The 18,859-nt window shown below is 44.8% G+C and carries 17 protein-coding genes; all 17 read right to left on the reverse strand.

What is annotated here, in order from left to right:
- Nucleotides 1-123: 123 nt before the first annotated feature.
- The 17 genes from GQF01_RS32305 to GQF01_RS32385 all read right to left on the reverse strand — a co-directional run bounded on the left by GQF01_RS32305 (nucleotide 124) and on the right by GQF01_RS32385 (nucleotide 18,858).
- Nucleotides 124-1,275, reverse strand: a complete 1,152-nt coding sequence (locus GQF01_RS32305) for an efflux RND transporter periplasmic adaptor subunit (protein ID WP_161411209.1) — start codon at nucleotides 1,273-1,275, stop codon at nucleotides 124-126.
- Nucleotides 1,276-1,325: 50 nt separating this feature from the next.
- A complete protein-coding gene (locus GQF01_RS32310) occupies nucleotides 1,326-2,153 on the reverse strand; it encodes a carbohydrate ABC transporter permease (protein WP_161412078.1) in 828 nt (275 codons plus the stop codon).
- 60 nt (nucleotides 2,154-2,213) lie between these two features.
- A complete protein-coding gene (locus GQF01_RS32315) occupies nucleotides 2,214-3,095 on the reverse strand; it encodes a carbohydrate ABC transporter permease (protein ID WP_161411210.1) in 882 nt (293 codons plus the stop codon).
- On the reverse strand, nucleotides 3,088-4,518 hold the full coding sequence (locus GQF01_RS32320) for an ABC transporter substrate-binding protein (RefSeq protein WP_235960772.1): 1,431 nt from the start codon (nucleotides 4,516-4,518) through the stop codon (nucleotides 3,088-3,090). The genes GQF01_RS32315 and GQF01_RS32320 overlap by 8 nt, the downstream gene beginning before the upstream one ends.
- Nucleotides 4,519-4,654: 136 nt before the next feature.
- Complete coding sequence (locus GQF01_RS32325; RefSeq protein ID WP_161411212.1) at nucleotides 4,655-5,833, reverse strand: hypothetical protein; 1,179 nt, start codon at nucleotides 5,831-5,833, stop codon at nucleotides 4,655-4,657.
- Nucleotides 5,830-7,287, reverse strand: a complete 1,458-nt coding sequence (locus tag GQF01_RS32330) for a sensor histidine kinase (protein ID WP_161411213.1) — start codon at nucleotides 7,285-7,287, stop codon at nucleotides 5,830-5,832. Before GQF01_RS32330 ends, GQF01_RS32325 begins: the two co-directional genes overlap by 4 nt.
- A gap of 1 nt (nucleotide 7,288) precedes the next feature.
- Complete coding sequence (locus tag GQF01_RS32335) at nucleotides 7,289-7,987, reverse strand: response regulator transcription factor (protein WP_161411214.1); 699 nt, start codon at nucleotides 7,985-7,987, stop codon at nucleotides 7,289-7,291.
- A gap of 157 nt (nucleotides 7,988-8,144) precedes the next feature.
- Nucleotides 8,145-9,263 (reverse strand): GerAB/ArcD/ProY family transporter, encoded by a 1,119-nt coding sequence (locus GQF01_RS32340; protein ID WP_161411215.1) that lies wholly within the window; start codon nucleotides 9,261-9,263, stop codon nucleotides 8,145-8,147.
- Nucleotides 9,264-9,300: 37 nt separating this feature from the next.
- Nucleotides 9,301-9,510: a hypothetical protein gene (locus GQF01_RS32345; protein ID WP_161411216.1), complete on the reverse strand. Its 210-nt coding sequence runs from the start codon at nucleotides 9,508-9,510 to the stop codon at nucleotides 9,301-9,303.
- A 29-nt stretch (nucleotides 9,511-9,539) separates the two neighbouring features.
- Nucleotides 9,540-10,721 (reverse strand): Ger(x)C family spore germination protein, encoded by a 1,182-nt coding sequence (locus GQF01_RS32350; RefSeq protein ID WP_161411217.1) that lies wholly within the window; start codon nucleotides 10,719-10,721, stop codon nucleotides 9,540-9,542.
- Between the two features lie 17 nt (nucleotides 10,722-10,738).
- Nucleotides 10,739-12,232, reverse strand: a complete 1,494-nt coding sequence (locus GQF01_RS32355; protein WP_161411218.1) for a spore germination protein — start codon at nucleotides 12,230-12,232, stop codon at nucleotides 10,739-10,741.
- Between the two features lie 155 nt (nucleotides 12,233-12,387).
- Complete coding sequence (locus GQF01_RS32360) at nucleotides 12,388-13,350, reverse strand: NAD(P)H-dependent glycerol-3-phosphate dehydrogenase (RefSeq protein WP_161411219.1); 963 nt, start codon at nucleotides 13,348-13,350, stop codon at nucleotides 12,388-12,390.
- Between the two features lie 146 nt (nucleotides 13,351-13,496).
- A complete protein-coding gene (locus GQF01_RS32365; RefSeq protein ID WP_161411220.1) occupies nucleotides 13,497-13,994 on the reverse strand; it encodes a DUF1036 domain-containing protein in 498 nt (165 codons plus the stop codon).
- 114 nt (nucleotides 13,995-14,108) lie between these two features.
- Nucleotides 14,109-14,489: a MerR family transcriptional regulator gene (locus GQF01_RS32370; RefSeq protein WP_161411221.1), complete on the reverse strand. Its 381-nt coding sequence runs from the start codon at nucleotides 14,487-14,489 to the stop codon at nucleotides 14,109-14,111.
- 86 nt (nucleotides 14,490-14,575) lie between these two features.
- The gene (locus tag GQF01_RS32375) at nucleotides 14,576-15,394 is read right to left on the reverse strand and encodes a transporter substrate-binding domain-containing protein (protein WP_161411222.1); all 819 of its coding nucleotides are present in this window, start codon (nucleotides 15,392-15,394) and stop codon (nucleotides 14,576-14,578) included.
- 79 nt (nucleotides 15,395-15,473) lie between these two features.
- Complete coding sequence (locus GQF01_RS32380; RefSeq protein WP_161411223.1) at nucleotides 15,474-17,129, reverse strand: MGH1-like glycoside hydrolase domain-containing protein; 1,656 nt, start codon at nucleotides 17,127-17,129, stop codon at nucleotides 15,474-15,476.
- A gap of 391 nt (nucleotides 17,130-17,520) precedes the next feature.
- Nucleotides 17,521-18,858: an ABC transporter substrate-binding protein gene (locus tag GQF01_RS32385; RefSeq protein WP_161411224.1), complete on the reverse strand. Its 1,338-nt coding sequence runs from the start codon at nucleotides 18,856-18,858 to the stop codon at nucleotides 17,521-17,523.
- Nucleotide 18,859 lies beyond the last annotated feature (1 nt).

Consider the following 18,859-nt stretch of genomic DNA (forward strand, 5'->3'; position numbering starts at 1 on the left):
AAGGAGTAAGTTCATGCTTACACCAAAATATCTAAAAAAGCTAGCAGCACAAGATCATTGATCCTGTGCTGCTAGCTATATTGTTTACATAACTTAAGTTATGTTACATTATTCACTTTCCATCTACTCGACAACTCGCACACGACTCCCATCCAAGAGCGGTTCACTGCTCTCCACAATGACCGCTTCTTGCGGAAACAGTCCTTCGATGGCAGTAGCTTGCTCGTTCGATTCAACAACTTTTACGTTTCTTCGAACGGCATGGAAGGCATTGCCGAGTGGACCCTGTTTTTCTTCGACCGCGTACACGAATGTGCCTGATGGATCACTCCGTACTGCTGTCTTCGAGACAACCATCGCGCCGGCTTTTCCTTTTTTGGTAATTGTCACTTCGGCTCTTTCATTGCCTACAAGCGATGCATCTTGGAAAAGTACCGTCAACTGGGTTGTTTCCACTGACTTCTCCATTTGTCCGCCACTCGTCTCCGTTAATGCGTTATTTCCGCTCTCCGCACCTTCCAACTTCGTTACTTTTCCTGAAATGGACCGAGTATCTTTACCATGGAGTTGAACCTCGATATCCTCGCCTAAAGTAAGACTCTCGGCAATCAAGGTAGGAATGAGCAAATTAATTTGGTAACCTTGCTGCGTATTCAAGAGCAAGATGTCAGGAGCCCCTGCTACTCCTGCCATCCCTTCTTTGGCGTTTATCTCCGCGACCTTCCCATCGAAAGGAGCAAGCAGCGATTGATTTGCCGCCAATTTAGCAGTCAAATCACTGATTCGCTGCTGCTGTGCGCTGATATCAAGCTTGGCGCTTTCCACCGCTGCTTTGGCTGCGAGAATATTTCCTTGGTCTTCGTTATGTTCCGCTTGCACATAGTCATATTCCAACTTTTCCATAGACACCATCAGTTTGTTTAATGCCGTATTCTCTGTTTGCAGTTGATTTTGAGCGTCCTCATTGTTGTACTGTACAAGGATTTGGCCCTTATGAACAACTTCATCTTTTTGCACCAGTACCTTCGTCACCTGCCAGCCTGACTGTCCCGAAAGTTCTCTTCGTTCCACAGGCTTAAGAAAAGCACTGCCTTTAAATGTCTGATCTAATTGTCCAGCTCCAACACTTTGTGTCGACACCTTTGGAAGTGTCATGCCATAGAGCGTGTTGCTCAACAGCGTTGATAACACGAACACAGCTATCATCAGCACGGTTGCGACATGCAGCCAGCGTTTCCCAGTTTTACCTCTGCTATTGTTCGTTTCTAAATCCAAAACGATTCCTCCTGATCTTACATTTGCTCACAATCAACCGGATGCTGCCCCTATCCTTTTATCCCTGATAGCTGAATCCCTTCTACGAAATAGTTCTGAGCATAAAGAAATAGAACGACCATAGGACTCATATAGAGGACGGATGCTGCGAAAACAACCCCTCTAGCCTCCTTGCTGATCTGCGCTAAATAAAGCGATAAGGGCTGATTAACCGCATCCTGCAGGAAAATGAGCGGCTGCTCGACCATATTCCAGTAGTCAACGAATAACAGAACAATTAATGCCGCTAGACCCGGTCTCACAAGTGGGAGAATAATCCGACCAAAGATGGTGAAATGCCCAGCCCCATCCATTTTGGCTGCTTCCGTCAATACGGCTGGAATATGAAGCATAAACTGGCGCAGCATGAAGACACCGAAGGCTGCGAAGATGCCTGGCAGCACAATAGCCAAGTTCGTGTTCAACAGTCCGAGCTTTTCCAAAATAATATAGTTCGGAACTAACGTCACTTGAAATGGCATTAGCATCGTCAATAGATAGCATAGAAACCATTTGTCCCTGCCTGGGAAGCGAAGCTTGGCAAAGGCATAGGCTGCTAACGAAGCTACAACAACTTGCCCCAAGATGATGGGAACAACCAGCCCTACTGAGTTCCAGAACATATGCAGGAACTTCGGATTACGTACTAATACTTCGGCATATTGACTGAAACTAAGCCAATCCGGAATCCATTTCAGATTAACGAATGCATCCTTATCCCCTGCTGACGCATCAGGCATTTTCCCAATCCAGTCATAATTAAGTCCAATCTCACGCTCCGTCATGAGAGAGTTCGTAAAGGTTAACACTATGGGAACCAAGGAGATTCCTGCTGCCATCGCTAACAAGAGAGTTACTATGACCTTGGTCAGCCGTTTCACAATTGATTTCACTTCCTTTTATTCCATAAAAGATTGAAAACGCCGCTCAATAGTAAGCAGTACGAACACGATTATTAGAATACACCCCACCATCAGGGATGCCCCTGCAGTAAGCTTCTGAATATCCAGCGAAAAGAACATATTGTTCATATAGTGCTGCAGCATATAGATGCGGTCATAGGGGTAATCGCCTGCGAGTAAATAGGTCTCCCTGAACACTTTAAACGAGTTAATAATCGAAATCAGTACGACAAAAATCATCGTTGGCGTCAAATAGACCAGCGTGATATGTACGAACTGACGCAGCTTGCTCGCCCCATCGATCCTGGCGGATTCATAATAGGAGACGGGAATCGCCTGAAGTCCAGCCAGAAATAAGATCATGTCGTACCCGATATTTTTCCAAATATATAAAATGACCAATACCCCTAGCGATCCATCAGACTGCATCCAATCGATCCTGCCCCAGTTATGACTATGCAGCCAAGCATTAAGGGCGCCATTCCAGTCAATAAAAATTTGCCAAATCATAATGATGGAAGCTACTGGGACGACAAGCGGCAATACAAATGATGTCTGCAGCCAATCACGAATCACGAGTTGCCGATTCAAAAGGATAGCAAGAATCAAGGATAGTAGGATCAGCAGCGGCACGCTAATACTCGTAAAAAGCAATGTATTCATAGAAGCTTTATGAAACGATTTGCTGCTGAGCAGTGCCGTATAGTTATCGAAGCCGACAAACGAACCGCCAATCGTAGCATCTGTAAAAGAGTAAACAATCCCCATTCCAAATGGGATGATATAGAACAGAATGAAGCCAGCTGCGCTAGGCGCCAAGAAGATCCATGGCACGATGCTTTCTTTCCCAAGCCAAGTTGGAAGTAGGAATTTATTCATTCAAGTACGTCATCACCTTGTTTTGGATAAGCTTCGCCACATCACTCGCGGGTTTCTGACCGGTGAAGTAGGCCTCGCTTTCCTTTTGAACGATCTCTTCGATCTTGGTTGGTTGGAAAGCAACGGGATGAATCGCCTCGGATAGATAGCCGTTCAGCAGTTGAATCTGGGCGGGATCGACAGGAATCGATTGACCGTGAAGTGGACCTTCTTCATAGGCTTTAACTGTTCCGCTGGCCAGGAGCTGCTGCACTTGCTTTTCATACACTTTCTTGTTGACAGGGAAACCAGCTCGCTCTGGCGCAGTCTCTATATTTTCAGACATCAAGTACTGGAGAAACTCCCAAGCTTCTTGTTTGACGGCTGATTTATCATTGATCCCAATGACCTTGTATGGATAAAAGTATCCTCCCGCTGTCGTTCCTTCCGCTCTTGGTTTAGCATATAATCTCGCATCTTTGCCAGATTCCTTCATCGTAACGAGATAATCCCAGGCAGAATTCACATTCTTCGGGGTGAAATAGGATCCGCCGCGAGTGCTCGCGAATACGCCGTCATCATACATCTTTTTGACCTGACCCATCATATCCGTAAAAGCAGCCGTGTCGAAACTTGCCTTCCTGGTAGACTCATTCACCAAATGCGAATAATTTTCTTTTACCATTTCTGCCAGCAGCACCTGCATCATTTCTTTCCCATCGGATGGCGCAGCTCCGGCTGCTCCGCTTGTTGGCGCTTTACTGGGTCCCTTCTGACTTAGCTGCTTGAGCGTATCGGCATACTTTTCCCAAGTCCAGTTCTTATCGTCGATCGGTATACCGGTTTGGTTAATGCCTTTTTCATCGCCAATTAATACATTTAGGAAAAAGGATAACGGTAATCCGAAAAGGCCTCCACTTGTTTGAGAGCTCTCCAGAATATTGTTATAATAGTCTCCCTTTAGAAAGCCAGGGTCTTTCTTCAGCATCCCGCTTAGATCAGCAAGTAGATGTTGACCGACATATTTCTCGCTTGGCAGCATGTCTAAAGCAAGCATGTCAGGGCCTTTCCCTGATAACATGGCGGTATTCGTTGCTGTTACATATTTCTGCAGTTCGGCTTCCAAATGCGCATCATCCGTCACCACATCTTGCAGCTCAATGGTAATATTCGGATGAGCCGCTTCATAACTCATCTTCGCCTTCTTGAGCCCCTCATCTGGCCAAAAGGTGGAGAATACAATCGTTGCTTTACCTCCTTTAGAAGGATTAGCCGCGTTCGTCCCGGTTTGTTGTGGAGCGGATGACTGTCCTGCCTTCCCCGTGTCCGTGCTAACATTGCTTGCACTCGTGCTGGGGTTCGAGCTGCATGCCGACATTCCCAGCATGACAACGCTCAGGCTAAGCCCTAGCCAATAGTTGGATTTCTTCAATTTACTCCCCATCCTTGTCCTAGATAATTTGATATGTCGCCTATAAGATCAATGTAAACCAAGGATGTTGCGGTCACTTAACCAACTTGTTAACGAAATGTCAACGAGATGTCAAAAAAAAGAACCGAAAGGTGTCCCCTTCGATTCTTTATTTGAATTCAATCACTAAGTTTTGATTCACTTTAGTCGCTGCAGCAGCTTCTTGAGCCGAAGATGAACGCGTTGCTGGTTCAGGCGCAGGGGCGGGAACAGTATGAGGCTTATCCCACTCGTAAGGCTTCCATCCACTTAAGAGAAGTCTTCGATTATCGGAGCTCCACGCTATGAACGAGGGAACAACTCCTTTGAAGAGTTGCGTTTTGTTAAGCACATTGTTTCCATACAACGAAGCCGCATAGACAGTGTCCTTGTTCTGTGAGAAGGCAATCGATTTGCGATCCGTTGATAAACGGAACATGTTTACCCCTTCTACTAGGACGGAAAGGGCCGCATTACGTCGCTCATAGGCATATAAGGTGTTTTCTTGTCCGATAAACGCGATTTGATCGTTGTGGATCCATTCGATTTGGCTGTCGTTAGCTGCGAGATGTTCGTATTGGCGGTTCGCTGCGTTGCCGTTCCACGTGTCGATTTCTACATAGAATTGTTTCCCACTTGAACGGACAATTGCCATACTTTGGGCATCGTCAGCTAGCTGAATGGAATCAATAATATCGGCTTGGTTCCATCCATCATACCAATAACTTTTCATACGATGCTCCATCATGTCGTATACGCCAATTATTGCCCCTTCGTTCTCTGGCTTATTCATGATATAAACGAGATAACGACTATTGTTTGACCATCCAAGTTTCAAAGATCGAATCTGGTCTATGGCAATTGCCGTGATAACCAATTCTTTCTGATCCGTGATAGTCGTGAGGTTTAATCCAATCGTTCCATTAGTCTGCTGTTTGGCATAAGCAATCGATTGTCCATTAGGAGATAAAGACATGTAAATAGACTTCGCTTCGATGCTGAGCAGTTTCAGATGCTCTTCATAAGGAGCATCAACACGATCTAGACTTGGCAGTTTCTCATGTCCCTCAAATAAGGTCAGAACAGAAGTGGGACTGCTCCAACCTAACGGGGTTCCCTGCTCACTTGTTTTGCTAAGCATGCGATAGATCGTCTTGACATCATACACACCGTGTTCCCCTTTGAGCGTTGAGGATTCCTCTGTATCTGGGATGATAATGGTATCCGATCGTGTCCTTGTCGAGCAGCCTGTCAATAGAATCGTTACAAGAAAGAGAATCGTAATCACGACAAGCTGGCGTCTACTCATTCCTCGTCACGCTCCAATCTTTTGTATGGCAATTCGATATAGACCGTGGTTTGCTCCAAGGAGCTTGTTATGCGGATACTGCCTTGATGCTCATCAACAATCCCTTTGCTAATGCTCAGTCCCAGGCCTGCACTATCTGCTTCATGTTTCGTGGAATCCACACGATAGAAAGGCTCAAAAATCCGGCTGAGATGCTCCGGACTCATCGTCGGCCCCTTATTTGTGAACGTCAACTGTACAACATTGGACGCAAGTTCCGCTTTCGCTTCAATGTCACTGTGGGCATAGCCATATTTGATCGCGTTATCTAGGAGATTAATGAAGAGTTGCCTCAGTTTATCCGCCTGTCCATTTACGAATAAACCTTCTTCCGTAAGACATCGAATTGATTTCTTATATCGTTTGGCCTTAATCGTCATCGTTTCACTAACATCCCCAAGAAGATAGCCTACATCCACGACGGATACGCGATCCCCCACATGGGATTCCTTCGACTGTTCGAGCAGCTTCAACACCATGTCATGCAACCTTTTGCTCTCGTCAACAATATGGGTAATGCCCTTATCAAACATCACTTGATCTTGGATGCCATTCTCGCGAATAATGGTGGCATACCCCATGATGGTTGTAAGCGGTGTTTTCAGTTCATGAGTCACATTATCGAAAAAGCGCTTGCGCGCTTGGTTCAACTCCTCTAGTTCATCTCGATCTTGTTCGATTGTGGTGATTTGGTCCTGGATGCGTTCAATCATGTTATTGAAATTGGCAGCAAGCTTGCCGATCTCGTCTTTGCGCCTAAACGTAAGCCGAGTGTCTAGCTTGCCCTTCATGACTTCAGTGGAGGCCATGGACAATTTCACTAATGGCACCGTAATATGCCGGGATAACAAGTAAGTGAATAGAAATGCTGCCGCAAAAACAGCCATGGCAGTCACGAAGATGGTTCGCCTTATTTGTGTGCTCTGCTCATAGAGCAAAGTGAAATCCTTGGCAAATCGAATAATTCCGACCTTCGTTCCATCAACAATAACGGGGAATGCGAACAGAACCGATGCGGTGCTATTCTCATAAGTGATCCGATAAGCGGTCTTGCCAAGCAAAGCTTGTCTTAAATCGTCGCCATCCGCCGTGAACAAGGTAGCGTCCGTCGCATACAGTTTCTCCCCAGCTACAGAGTACAAAGCAAGGCTAGTGGACGTGTCATGCAGCAAATCTTTCGCCATTTCTTCAGCGATTTGTCCGAAATACAGCTCATCATTGGCAAAATGATGGATCATGAATGACTGCCGCACGTAGGCATTGCTGTTATTTTTCAGACCAATTAACGAATCGGTCATCATCTTTTGGTTACCGGATTCGATATTTCTTGCTACCATCTGATTTAGAATCAAAAAGAAAATAAGAAAAATGAGAAAAAAACCGATGAGCAGCTTCCCTCTAATGGTGTTCAACATGTTACAAGTCCACTTGTCTCTCGAATTTGTAGCCTATGCTAAACACAGTTGTAATCAGGTCGCTTAGTAACAATTTCTTGCGCAAACGCTGAATGTGAGTATCCACGGTTCTTGTATCCCCTGCGAAATCATACCCCCAAACCTGATCAAGCAGTTCTGTCCTGGTGAAGATTTTACCCTTGGATTGATAAAGCGTCATCAGAAGATCATATTCTTTGGGGGTCAAATCAACAAGTTCATTGTTTCGTCGAACCAAACGCTCACTTGTAGATATCGTAATTTCTCTTATTTGGATGACGGCTTCTTGTGGTTCGCTCGTAGTCCGATTCGCTTGAGCAAACCTGCGCAATATCGTTCTTATTCTGGCAACTACTTCACGAAGATCAAACGGCTTCGTTATATAGTCATCGGCTCCAAATTCCAAACCAAGAATTTTATCTGTAATATCCGATTTCGCTGTCAGCATGACAATTGGAATGTTATATAAGGCGGTCACTTTTTTGCAAATATCCAGACCGTTCCCGTCCGGCAGCATCCAGTCTAGCAATAATAAGTCTGGCTGAAACAATTCTAGCCGTCTCAAGCCTTCGGCACTTGTAGATGCCTTTTGGATGTTATACCCTTCCTTTTGTAACCCATATTCCAGAAGATCAGCAATCGCTGCTTCATCCTCAATCAGTAAGATCTTGGTCTTCTCCATCCGTCCTCCGCATTCCTTATGCCATGGACACCCGCTCTAGCCTTGATCTTGTCTTCCATCAAGGACGAGGATGCTCGGTGAAATTATACCTCTCTAGGGTAACGTGCATGTTACCAACTTGTAAACTTTTTGTGTCTAAGTAGGACACCTTGCTTAATCATTTGGATGACGAGAGACCTTGCTTTTTTCTACCAACAATAGAAAGCAGCACAAACAACAGCAAAGGTACAAGGACACAAAAACTCAGATCAAACCAAACGTAATATTGCTTCAGTAAGTCAATGTAAATGATTATACTCGGAGTGCCGACAACGGTACCCACTAGAAGTATCATGCCAATTGGAATAGTAAGCATATGATTTTCTTTTAGTTTGAGCATTTGGGATATACCAGTCATCAACGAATAAAATAGCAGCAGCGTTTTATAGAATACGGTTATGATCCATAAAAAAGCGAGAATGACTTCAAGCCGCTCCAAAAAGTGGCCAATCGTTATTTTTTGCGCCAATACGAAAGTTGGGTAATATTTCGTTTCCATCAAATTCGTGCCAAGAACGAGAACGCAAAGTAATACAATGAAAAACATGATGACTCCGCCGAGAGCGAAGCCTGTCATAATCGGTTTTGTCAACTTTGCGTTACCCGTAACATTGGAAACCAACATAAGTAAAATAACCATCTCCGTAAATCCGTATGTGAATGCCGGTATTGAACCTCGCCATATCTGGCTCATGCCTTTGGCTGCAATCGGCCATAAGTTGGAGAAATCGACTTGAGGCATCAAGAAGATAATGAGAAAAAGAAATAATACCATGAACATTGGAAACAACAGCTCGCTCATGCGCGCAAAAGCTTCAATACCATACCTGTAAGCGATTATAATAACCGTGAGAAATACGATAATGATGGCGTTAACAGGTGTTTCAGGCATCATTTGGGTCGTCATAAACTGACTCATCTCACTCAAAAGGGATAGGATGCATATAAAAAATTCAAATAAGAACAGCAAACAGAAGCAGCCTCCTACATAGCGCCCAAGCTTCTGAAGCGTGAAATCGAACAAGCTGTTTCGTTGAAGCTTATTGGCCATAGAAGCGAATAACCAACCAGACAAGAATCCAAGGAATGTGGCTACAATCATGGATAACCAAGAATCTTGCTTGGCCGAGGAGGCAATGATCGTTGGCAAGATTAAGATGGAGTCACCTATGATCCCCAGAATGATCAAAATTGTAAGCTGACGCAGGGATATCTTAGCATTGTCATAAGCGTTCATGTGCCCCTCCCTTTTTCTTGCTAATACAGGTTAATTGCTAGTCTAGCCACTGAAACAGCAGTTTTAAGATGTAAAATGGATTCGGAAGGTTTACTTTTAACGTCATAGCTCCGTAGAGCGCTGTTGCCATGAGCAGGAAGATTATGAAAATAAGCAGCTCGCGTTTATGTTTTCGCCGGATAAGCCCTGGAGCTTCGAGCCAGAAGGTTCCCGCCGCTAAAGCTAGTACAGCAAAAAAAGAGGACATGCTTGCACCTCGTCCTTTCCACGCATTGGCTATTTCATTGTTGAATTCCCCGTTGTTCCCGTTTTCCGAATAAAGATTTGAATCTCATATTGCACTTTGGTCCTGGGAAACGTTACGTCATTCCAATCGTCTTTGACTTGTTCCCAATAGTCGGGATGCTCCTTCCCTATTTGGTTCCCGAACCCTATGATATCCGACTTTATTTGTTTGGCTCGAGCGACGGTGGCTTCCATGTTGGATTGAACAATTTTCCTGGTCTCTTGCTCCAAATGCCGAATGGTAGCTGGGTCTGTCAAGTCCACATCACTACAAGGCCTGTCGACGATATTCGCTTCCACCCTAACTTGGACATTAACTTCGGGTAGTCCATTCTGTACGTTCGTTTTCAGTTTGGCATCTGAGGAAGTGACTTCAATGCCCATATACTTGTTCTCTCCACACGCAACTTCTATGGAGGTACTATCCAGATTATCCGTAATATCCGTGTATCCCTTGCTTTCCTGTTGATTCAACCATCCTACCAACTGATCTCCCTTAAAGGCTGCAATACCCGTATATCGGAAACGGCTTGGCGGTAGAAAGGATTCTACATTCTGCTTCGATTCCCCCACCTGAGGGTCACCAATTATTTTGATGCCTGTAAGCGCAAGCTCAAAACCGGGATTAGATAGCTTATTAAGAACTTCATCTAACGTAATTGCTGCGGTTGGCGCCCAATTCTTTTGGGAAGTTTGCAAAGATTGTTGCATGCTTTGACTGGAAAGTTTCTCGAGTGGTGTATAAAGTTTTAGGATGTTCTCCGCTTTGGTGCCTCTAGCTATAACAATATTGAAGTCCATCCGTAGTTCATTGTCTCGAAACGAGTTATCCATAAAGTCTTTAATTCCTCTTCTAGCCAGAGTCTCACTAATCACATAGAGTTGCAGATGTCCCATGTATACTTTACGCGGAGCCTCAGCTGTCAGAGACCTTGCAGCCTCGAACATCGTTTTGCCTCGACCCTGAAAAAGCGTACTTGGCGGACGATCTCCCCGTTTTTTCTGAGCCGAAATTTCGCTGGGGTTAACAACTTGGAACGAGATCAAATACTCACCGTCCTCCCAGTCAATTCCGACACCAAGAACGATAAGCAGCTCATTCAGTTCCCGCCTGCTCCAACAGCCGGTTAACATCAGCAAGCAAAGTATAATAATAGACAGTTTGTACCTCATGACGACAGCGCTCCTTCCTAACGCTTGCGAACCCTGATACTGCCATTATTCTGTGAAGTTTCAGGCCTTTTGAACATCAGCCATCTCGGCAAGCGTACAAGAGTATCCTCTAAATCTGTTTTGTTGTAGGGTGAAAATGGCGACATATAGGGCTCACCGAAAGAGCGCAAAGAGCACAAGTGCAGCATAAGCACAAATACCCCCATAATAATCCCGAACAACCCGAAGCTAGCTGCTAAACCCATAAACACAAAGCGTAGAATACGTATTGGAATTGACATGCTGTACGCCGGCAAGGTAAAAGTGGAAATTGCTGTTACGGATACAACAATAACCATCGCTGCAGAAACAATTCCTGCCTCCACGGCTGCTTGACCAATTACGAGCGTACCTACAACCGAGACAGCTTGACCAATCGCACGAGGCATTCTGAGACCGGCTTCACGCAATATTTCGAAGGTAACCTCCATAACTAGCGCCTCGACAAAGGCGGGCAAGGGTACCCCTTCTCTCTGCGCAGCCAAACCAATCAGCAGCGAAGCAGGTAACATGTCCCGATGGAAGGTTGTTATAGCAATATATAAGGATGGCAGCAAGAGCGAAATGAATACACTCCCAAATCGCAATAGTCTCAATAAACTCGCATACACGGCACGCTGGTAATAGTCCTCCGGCGATTGAAAAAAAGTAACGAATTGACTGGGAACAAGCAATAGATTAGGCGTTCCATCAACAAGAATCGCGACTTTCCCCTCCAGCAGCTGCGAAGCTACGTTATCAGGAAGTTCAGAATTATAGATGGTTGGAAATAAAGACAATTTATTATCCTCAATCAATTCCTCGATATAGCCGCTGTCAAGAACACCGTCGATTTCGATAGCGTTAAGTCTCGTTCGGACCATGTCAATGACAGATGATTTGGCTAAACCATTGATATACATGATGCTTACACCGGTTTTGGTTATCTCTCCAATCGAGATGGTCTCAAGCCATAGCCGAGGGTCCTTGATCTTCCGACGAATCAGCGACGTATTCGTGCGTAGCGTCTCCGTGAAGCTTTCCCTTGGACCACGCACGGACGTCTGGTTCGTCGACTCCGTCACCTCGCGTCCCTTCCATTCACGAATGTCTGCACGATAAGCGATGTTGGTGTCTCTAAGCAAAATAATAGCTTCACCAGAAAGTAAATTTGTTAACAAAGACATCATTTCCGTAACAACGTTAATCGAACCGACTCCGACTAGCAGCTCTTTGGCAAGAGATTCTATATCCATATGGTCAGACGGTGAGACAACGCTTAGTTTGTGATTTAACACGTCATAAATATAATGATTAATGGCTTTTGTATCCGACAAACCATCGATATACACGACGGCAGCTGCAATTTCTGCCTGTTCATTGAAACGGATCTCTCGGATGACCAAGTCATCGCTTCCGCCCAAATCCTGCTTAATTCGTTCGAGGTTATGTTCAACGACCGGGTTTATTGGAACTGCTGTATCTTCTGCCAAACACCCTCCCTCCTTATCGTTGACACCACATTAAGAGTAGTTACAACTTAGTGCTTCTCTACTTTTTAGTATTTTCATCCAATTGTATTTTTATCCCAGCACAAAAAAAGCGCCAGCGATCATATCGCTGACACTTTTCGAAGTTATGTAATCACCTAAAGGTTCTCAAATTTAACAGGTCTCATAAATAGCTTATTAATCTGCTTCTGCGCATCTTGAGTCTCCCAAACAATATCATTCACAGCCTGACAAATGGGTAGTTCCACCTCATATTTGGCCGACAATTGAAGTAAAGCTTTCACAGTAGCTGCTCCTTCAGCTAATTTCTCGAAGGGTTCCTGCCTAACAAAAGCTTCCCCAAACCGCCGATTATGACTATGCTTCGAAAATACCGTTGCCTCATAATCACCTAGATGCCCCAGTCCATAAACGGTTAACTCATTGCCGCCCATGGCCTTAACTAACCTGGCAATTTCTTTCGTTCCTCTAGCCATTAAAGCACCCTTCAAACTTGTATAGCCTAATCCATCCAGGATGCCTGCTGCAATGCCGATCACATTTTTCGCGGCGGCCCCAATCTCATTGCCTAGTACATCTTCCCCATAGTAAAAACGGATCGTTTCACTTCCCAAACCATCGACGATTCGCTTCATAACGTCATTATCCTCCGAGTCAATAACCATACAGTTCGGAATATCCTGTACAAAGTCTTGCACATGACCGGGACCAACCCAGATAGCAACATGGACGGGCTGTTGAATTTCTTCCTTAAATACACGGGTAAGCCTTTCCCCCGTATTCATCTCAAGACCTTTCATACATAAAACAAAAGTCTTGTTAGTAAGGTCAAGTGAATTTAGCTGCTTGGCAAAGCCCCTAAGCTCTTGAGCGCTAATCGCGATAAAGATAAGTTCAGCAGAAGCAATGGCTTCTTCCAGACTATTCGTTAACTGAATATTTTGTGGCAAAAGCAAATAATCATTCGTTCTCGTTTGCAAGAGCTTTTGATAATTAAAGGAAGTGTCCCTTCCCCATAACTTAACAGCATGGCCTTGTTTATTGGCATACCAGGATAAAAAGGATCCCCATCTTCCGCAGCCTAAAACGGTAATTCTCATGACATAGCACATCCTTTGCGTCAATCTGTGGCGTAAATACTTACTATGTTCTTCCATTAGCATTATTCGCGATAAAGATTGACTATCCTTTTGCGGCTCTAAAAAACAATAAATCCGCCAATTCGGCGGATTTATAAGGGTGACTATTACTTGGGCAGCCACAAACGATTTGACGTGCGGCCCCCCAGAAGAGGTCTGCCCACTTGCATTTTTCTCGGTTTGCCCGTTGGAATTTTACGCATCGAGCAGATCGTTTTGGACGGCAACGACACAGCGCCAATAGCCTTATTCGCACTACGAATTGCGGTTAAAGTGAGTGTGAAATTGGCAACTAGTAGGCCCATTCGAATACCTCTAAATCCGACTGTTCTACAAGTAGAGCAGCCTGTGTTCCAACACCATCGATACGGCGTCGAAGGAACTTGTGTGAAGAATTGCCCTGCCCAGCGGCGGCCGAACGCATCTTCAGCGTAATAATAAAACGTTTGCCCGCCAACGAACCCACTCCAAACTAGTCTCGTTTGCCCAGGGTCCACTCTATACCAACCTGTTTTGACAAAGGTTGTTGGTCGACAGAGTAAATTAAAGTATCCGAAGGAGATAAACAGTGCAGCATTCGTGGCGTTTCGGAAACTAAAACCCATAGTTCGTCACTTCCTATTCAATTATAGTAATCTTACAGTTTATACTATGAGATTACTGGAAATTGGAAAGGGACAAACGTTGACTCTTATAAAATATCACCTAGAACTAGAACATTAATTGTGTTTCCCATTCCGATCTGATACCAAGCTCTTAAAATTGGTCAATTTATAGTTTATTTTCTCAAGAGCCATGCTCATTTCAGCCATTTGTTCCTCTATCTCCACTTTGTGTGTGTGAAGAACCTGATAACAACTCTCATAATCTTGATCGATGTAGAACTGAATATATCGGTCAATTTCTTTTAATGGCATTTGTGTGCGTTTCAGTTGGGTAATAAAAATAAACCGTTCAAGGTCGCCGCTTGTATATTCCCTCTGCCCATTGCCTTTGCGATGTGGTGACGGCAGGATCCCAATTTTCTCATAATACCGAATCGTATCTATACTAAGTCCCGTCTTCTCAGATAGCTCTGAGATTGAGAGTTTAAGCTCCATAGTAAGCCTCCTTTCTAACATCATAGCGCCTGGAGTATAGTCTAGGTCAAATGAGTAGGCGATGATAAAGCAAGAAAGGCCGCCATTTAGCGACCTTTCACTGTTTCGTGCTGCATTTCGTATTCCATCTCTTTCTTAATTTTATCTGGCATTTTATCCGGCTTAGCGCCAAACCATTTCGCATACATCGTTTCGTAAGTTCCATCTTTACTGATAGACTCGATGCCTTGGTTCACCTTACCAATGTATTTATTGCGTTTCTTCCCGACAACGGCGTATCTTTCTTTGTTGAATGTTTCTCCAACCATTTTCACTTGCCCTTGCGCTTTGTCCTGTAGAAAATCATGGGCGTTTCGCTCATCGAAAATAGCGGCATCCACCGTATTGTTTTTTAATTCGTTGTAGACATCCGCAACATTGGAATAGCTCCGTATTTTAGCTCCTTGAATTTCACCGGCATAGTTAAAAGCTGTTGAACCATTCTTTGTAGCTACCACCTTTTGAGCCAAATCTTCCTTCCCTTTAATGACACCATTATCGGTAGATGTCAAGACGACTAGCCCTGTTTGAAAATAAGGACTGGAGTACTCAAAATTATTCTTACGGGCATTACTGACCGTCATACCGGCAATCGCCAGATCTACCGCACCGGATTTGACGCTCTTGATTAATTCTCCATGCTCCATGGGAACGAGTTCATACTTCATATCTGCTTTTTGCGCAATTGCTTGCCACAAATCGACCTCGAAGCCTTTCTTATCCCCGTTTTCCATATACGTGAACGGACGGAAGTTCTGCTCGATCCCGACTTTGACCGTTTCCTTTTTCCCGCACCCTGAGCCAGCCACCATAACCAACAGGACGGCTAACAGAGCGATGCTCCGCTTGCTTCGCATTCCAACCATTGCTTGTATACCCTCCTTCTCATAACAACGGTATTATTTGTTAATCGATGAGAGGTTATACTTGCTTATTTACATAGCACTACCGATAGCTCGGTGCGATTACGCCCTTATCTGCCTCAATCTTTTTCAGCTCAATGCCATCAACCCAATCAAATCGTTCATTTCCTCTCACAGCTACACGCCATTCCTGCCCCTGATAAGAAACAACGCCTTCAACCGTTCGAGCACTCATCCCTATCAAAGACTTCAGCTTTCCTTCTCGATCCGTCACAGCTCTAAGACCATTCGGAAACTGAAGCAGGACTTTCCCATCCTGATAAACGATAGAATCTTCTAGTGTATTTACTAATTCATAGGTAACGCCATCTATTTGACGGCTATAGGCCGTAGCATCAGCAATTGTTTCCCCATGATCGACAGCATATGGAAGCAGCCCCGTAAACCACAGCTCATTATCCGTTCTAGGCATAATCCCGCATAGACGTTCAACATAATCCAGCACGCACAAAATAGCCGGTGAATAGGTTTGTGTGAAACCCTCTTCGCCTGTCCAAGGGCTAAGCGCTTGAGCGAAACGCGTCATTTTATGAAAAGCCGCCATGATGGGATAAAGCACATACGTCAGCTCTACGAATCGCCCATGATGCTCAAAGGCATGCGGTGCACGGATCAGGCTGAGAAAATTAGATGACCCTCCCCAGCTGTTATAGGATGAAAAAGGATCAAATCGAGGATCATCCATCGCGATGGAGGTAAAGGGATATTTGGCGAAAAACTTACGCGTATTGAGCAAGTATTTACGCAGCGCCTGGTCGAAAAATGCCTGATCGCCTACTTCACATGCAAGCACACGCAAAAGCACATCTGATTGAATGCGGACTAGCTCGTCATTGTTATCTCGATCATAGAAGAACTGATCCTCTTCATCGAAACAGTATTGAAATAAGCGATTTAAGCTGATTTCAGCCTTTTCCCGCCAAGGCTCACCGCTTTCCCCTAACTCTTCCGCCATTTTCGCCAAATAAAGACGCTGGCAATAGACATTTGCCGTTAAATCCGGTGCAATAAACGGTAAAATCGGCGAATCCGGATGGTATTCTCGCGGATTATTCCTATGCGGCGTATCGGGTACATGCCAGAAACGCGGCGACAAGTCATGCCCCGTATCGAATGTACAGAACGCTTCCACAGCGTCAGTCCCACGCGTATTGCGATAGGTGACAAGCCACTCATCATAGCGCTGCATGGCCGCGTACATTTTACGCAAGAATGTTTGATCCTTCCCATTCAATTGGTAGTGATTCCAAACGCTTCGCGCAAGGGGTGTCACCAGCTGGATTTGTCTATACGATGGGCCATTTTCGGTCAATTTGTAGGGTATTAAACCATCCTCACGCTGGTAGTCAGCAAACATTTCATACGTCGTTTGCGAAACGGACGGAATGAACCGCGAGAGCAGTTCGGCGTTAATAGTCCCTGTGCTTTCCAGCCAACAGCCTAAATAGATGCCGCCTTCGTGTAAAATAGGCTTGTCGCCGAGGGTTGGCACAACGCAGTCCAGCAACTTGCGGAGCGCCTCGTAGTAGACATTCTCGATTTTGTCGGAGGATGCAGCAAATTTCACCCCATGCTGCAGCCATTCTTTGACTACTTGATCATCAGATGCTTTTTTCACTTCACCGATCTTCTGCTCCGTTTGGATTCCACGAAGTTTTTCAAGCAACTCTTCTCTCATGTTTCAGCCTCTTTTCTTGTTTTTTGGGGAGCTCTATTTGAAATAAATGGAAATACTACCGCTATTTAATGGAATAACGCAGCAAAAACATAAATAACTGGAATTTCTCCTGTTAATACGACAATTGTGTTCGGAAACTACGATAGTAGAGTAAAATTAATGGAATTTTTCCAGTTAATTCTCCATCCGTGAAGATTCCACTTGAAATAGCTGGATAATTTCCTGTTATATGTTGAATCACAGAACACAGATACGATGGGAATCGACGACTGATTGTGCTTTGATGATAGAAAAAAACGAGAAACTATGCGAGAACAGGCCGCTTAGTTCCTCGTTTTTATGAATCCAACCCTATTTAGTTACTGCTGGTATTCTCCCATAAGCGGATGCCTTATTTGTTATTGTTGAAAATCTTCACAGTACCGGTGTAGAAATCAGTTACACCTTTTTTCACATCTTTTTTGCCAAAACCGATTTCCTGTACGGTCGTTTCAATTAATTTCGTATACTCCGTATTGCCCGGAGGATTATAGCTGACAGCAAACGGTTCTTTATTCGTCGCTGCAGAAACACGACTTGTATAATCATAGATGACTTGATCTACCGGATTTGCATCCTTCTTCAACAGTTCACGCATCTTGGAGGTAACTGGAACGCCACGGTCATTGCCGAGAATTTTCGCTGCATCCGGATCGTTAATCCAGTAATTCATCAGCATCGCCACTTCTTTGGGATGTTTCGTTTTCGCATAACCGGACAAGCCTTGGCTGGATTCGAATACGACACCAGTTCCTTTCGGTCCGCGAGGCAGTTGGACTAGTTCCAGCTTATCTGGAATCAAGTTTTGATGAGCGCCAAGCTGATTCGATGCAAGCAAGCTCATCGCCACTTTCCCCGTTACAACAAGTGATTTACTCGTATCCGAAGGAGGATTCGACACTTGCAACGCTGGTGTAACAACGCCTCCAGCTTTGGTCATTGTATCCCATAATCCGAACCACTCTTCCGCGTCCTGCTGCTCAAAGCCGAGCTTCGCGTTGTCCATGTCGTAAAGCATTTTGCCTCTTTGCTTCAAGTATATGTCCATACCATCAACGGTGAAGTTGTAGGTGCCGAACACATCTTTACCAAGCTTATCCGAGATCTCTTTGCTTGTTTTGCCAAATTCCTCCCAAGTCCAACCATCTTTCGGAACTGGGATACCGGCTTTTTTGAACATCTCCGTATTGACCACGATTCCCCTTGCATTCGCTCCAGCAGAGACATGTAGAAGCTTGCCTTTGAAGGTCCCATATTGAATCATTGATTTATCCATATCGGTGAGGTCAAGCTCTTTACCTACATAAGGGTCCATTTCTAGCAGAACGTTCTTGTTGGCGTAATCAACGACGTTCCCACCGAGGAAAAACGCATCAGGTGCTGTGCCAGAAGCGAGCTGCGTATTGAGTTTATCGAAATACCCGGAGCTTGGCGCGAACTCACCGACAATTTTGATATTCGGATTTTTCTCTTCGAACTTGCGAAGCGCTTCATTCGTGCGATCGGCACGTTTTTGATCGCCCCACCACATAAGCCGCAGTTCAACTGGCTCTGCTTTTGCAGCTCCGGTTGCCGTACTTGCTGCTGGCGCATTTGTACTTGTGTTGCTGCCTGTCCCCGTACCTGAAGAACAAGCCGTTGTCACTGCCATCAACATGGCTAGCGTTGTCATGATCAACTGTTTTTTCATA

The organism is Paenibacillus silvestris (assembly GCF_009882985.1).
Lineage (GTDB): Bacteria > Bacillota > Bacilli > Paenibacillales > NBRC-103111 > Paenibacillus_E > Paenibacillus_E silvestris.

What these genes read in the sequence shown, in the direction of transcription:
- GQF01_RS32310 (WP_161412078.1), bottom strand. Translation starts at nt 2,153, where the DNA reads ATGGCAGCAGGAATCTCCTTGGTTCCCATAGTGTTAACCTTTACGAAC.
- GQF01_RS32315 (WP_161411210.1), bottom strand. Translation starts at nt 3,095, where the DNA reads ATGAATAAATTCCTACTTCCAACTTGGCTTGGGAAAGAAAGCATCGTG.
- GQF01_RS32320 (WP_235960772.1), bottom strand. Translation starts at nt 4,518, where the DNA reads ATGGGGAGTAAATTGAAGAAATCCAACTATTGGCTAGGGCTTAGCCTG.
- GQF01_RS32325 (WP_161411212.1), bottom strand. Translation starts at nt 5,833, where the DNA reads ATGAGTAGACGCCAGCTTGTCGTGATTACGATTCTCTTTCTTGTAACG.
- GQF01_RS32330 (WP_161411213.1), bottom strand. Translation starts at nt 7,287, where the DNA reads ATGTTGAACACCATTAGAGGGAAGCTGCTCATCGGTTTTTTTCTCATT.
- GQF01_RS32335 (WP_161411214.1), bottom strand. Translation starts at nt 7,987, where the DNA reads ATGGAGAAGACCAAGATCTTACTGATTGAGGATGAAGCAGCGATTGCT.
- GQF01_RS32340 (WP_161411215.1), bottom strand. Translation starts at nt 9,263, where the DNA reads ATGAACGCTTATGACAATGCTAAGATATCCCTGCGTCAGCTTACAATT.
- GQF01_RS32345 (WP_161411216.1), bottom strand. Translation starts at nt 9,510, where the DNA reads ATGTCCTCTTTTTTTGCTGTACTAGCTTTAGCGGCGGGAACCTTCTGG.
- GQF01_RS32350 (WP_161411217.1), bottom strand. Translation starts at nt 10,721, where the DNA reads ATGAGGTACAAACTGTCTATTATTATACTTTGCTTGCTGATGTTAACC.
- GQF01_RS32360 (WP_161411219.1), bottom strand. Translation starts at nt 13,350, where the DNA reads ATGAGAATTACCGTTTTAGGCTGCGGAAGATGGGGATCCTTTTTATCC.
- GQF01_RS32365 (WP_161411220.1), bottom strand. Translation starts at nt 13,994, where the DNA reads ATGGGTTTTAGTTTCCGAAACGCCACGAATGCTGCACTGTTTATCTCC.
- GQF01_RS32370 (WP_161411221.1), bottom strand. Translation starts at nt 14,489, where the DNA reads ATGGAGCTTAAACTCTCAATCTCAGAGCTATCTGAGAAGACGGGACTT.
- GQF01_RS32375 (WP_161411222.1), bottom strand. Translation starts at nt 15,394, where the DNA reads ATGGTTGGAATGCGAAGCAAGCGGAGCATCGCTCTGTTAGCCGTCCTG.
- GQF01_RS32380 (WP_161411223.1), bottom strand. Translation starts at nt 17,129, where the DNA reads ATGAGAGAAGAGTTGCTTGAAAAACTTCGTGGAATCCAAACGGAGCAG.
- GQF01_RS32385 (WP_161411224.1), bottom strand. Translation starts at nt 18,858, where the DNA reads ATGAAAAAACAGTTGATCATGACAACGCTAGCCATGTTGATGGCAGTG.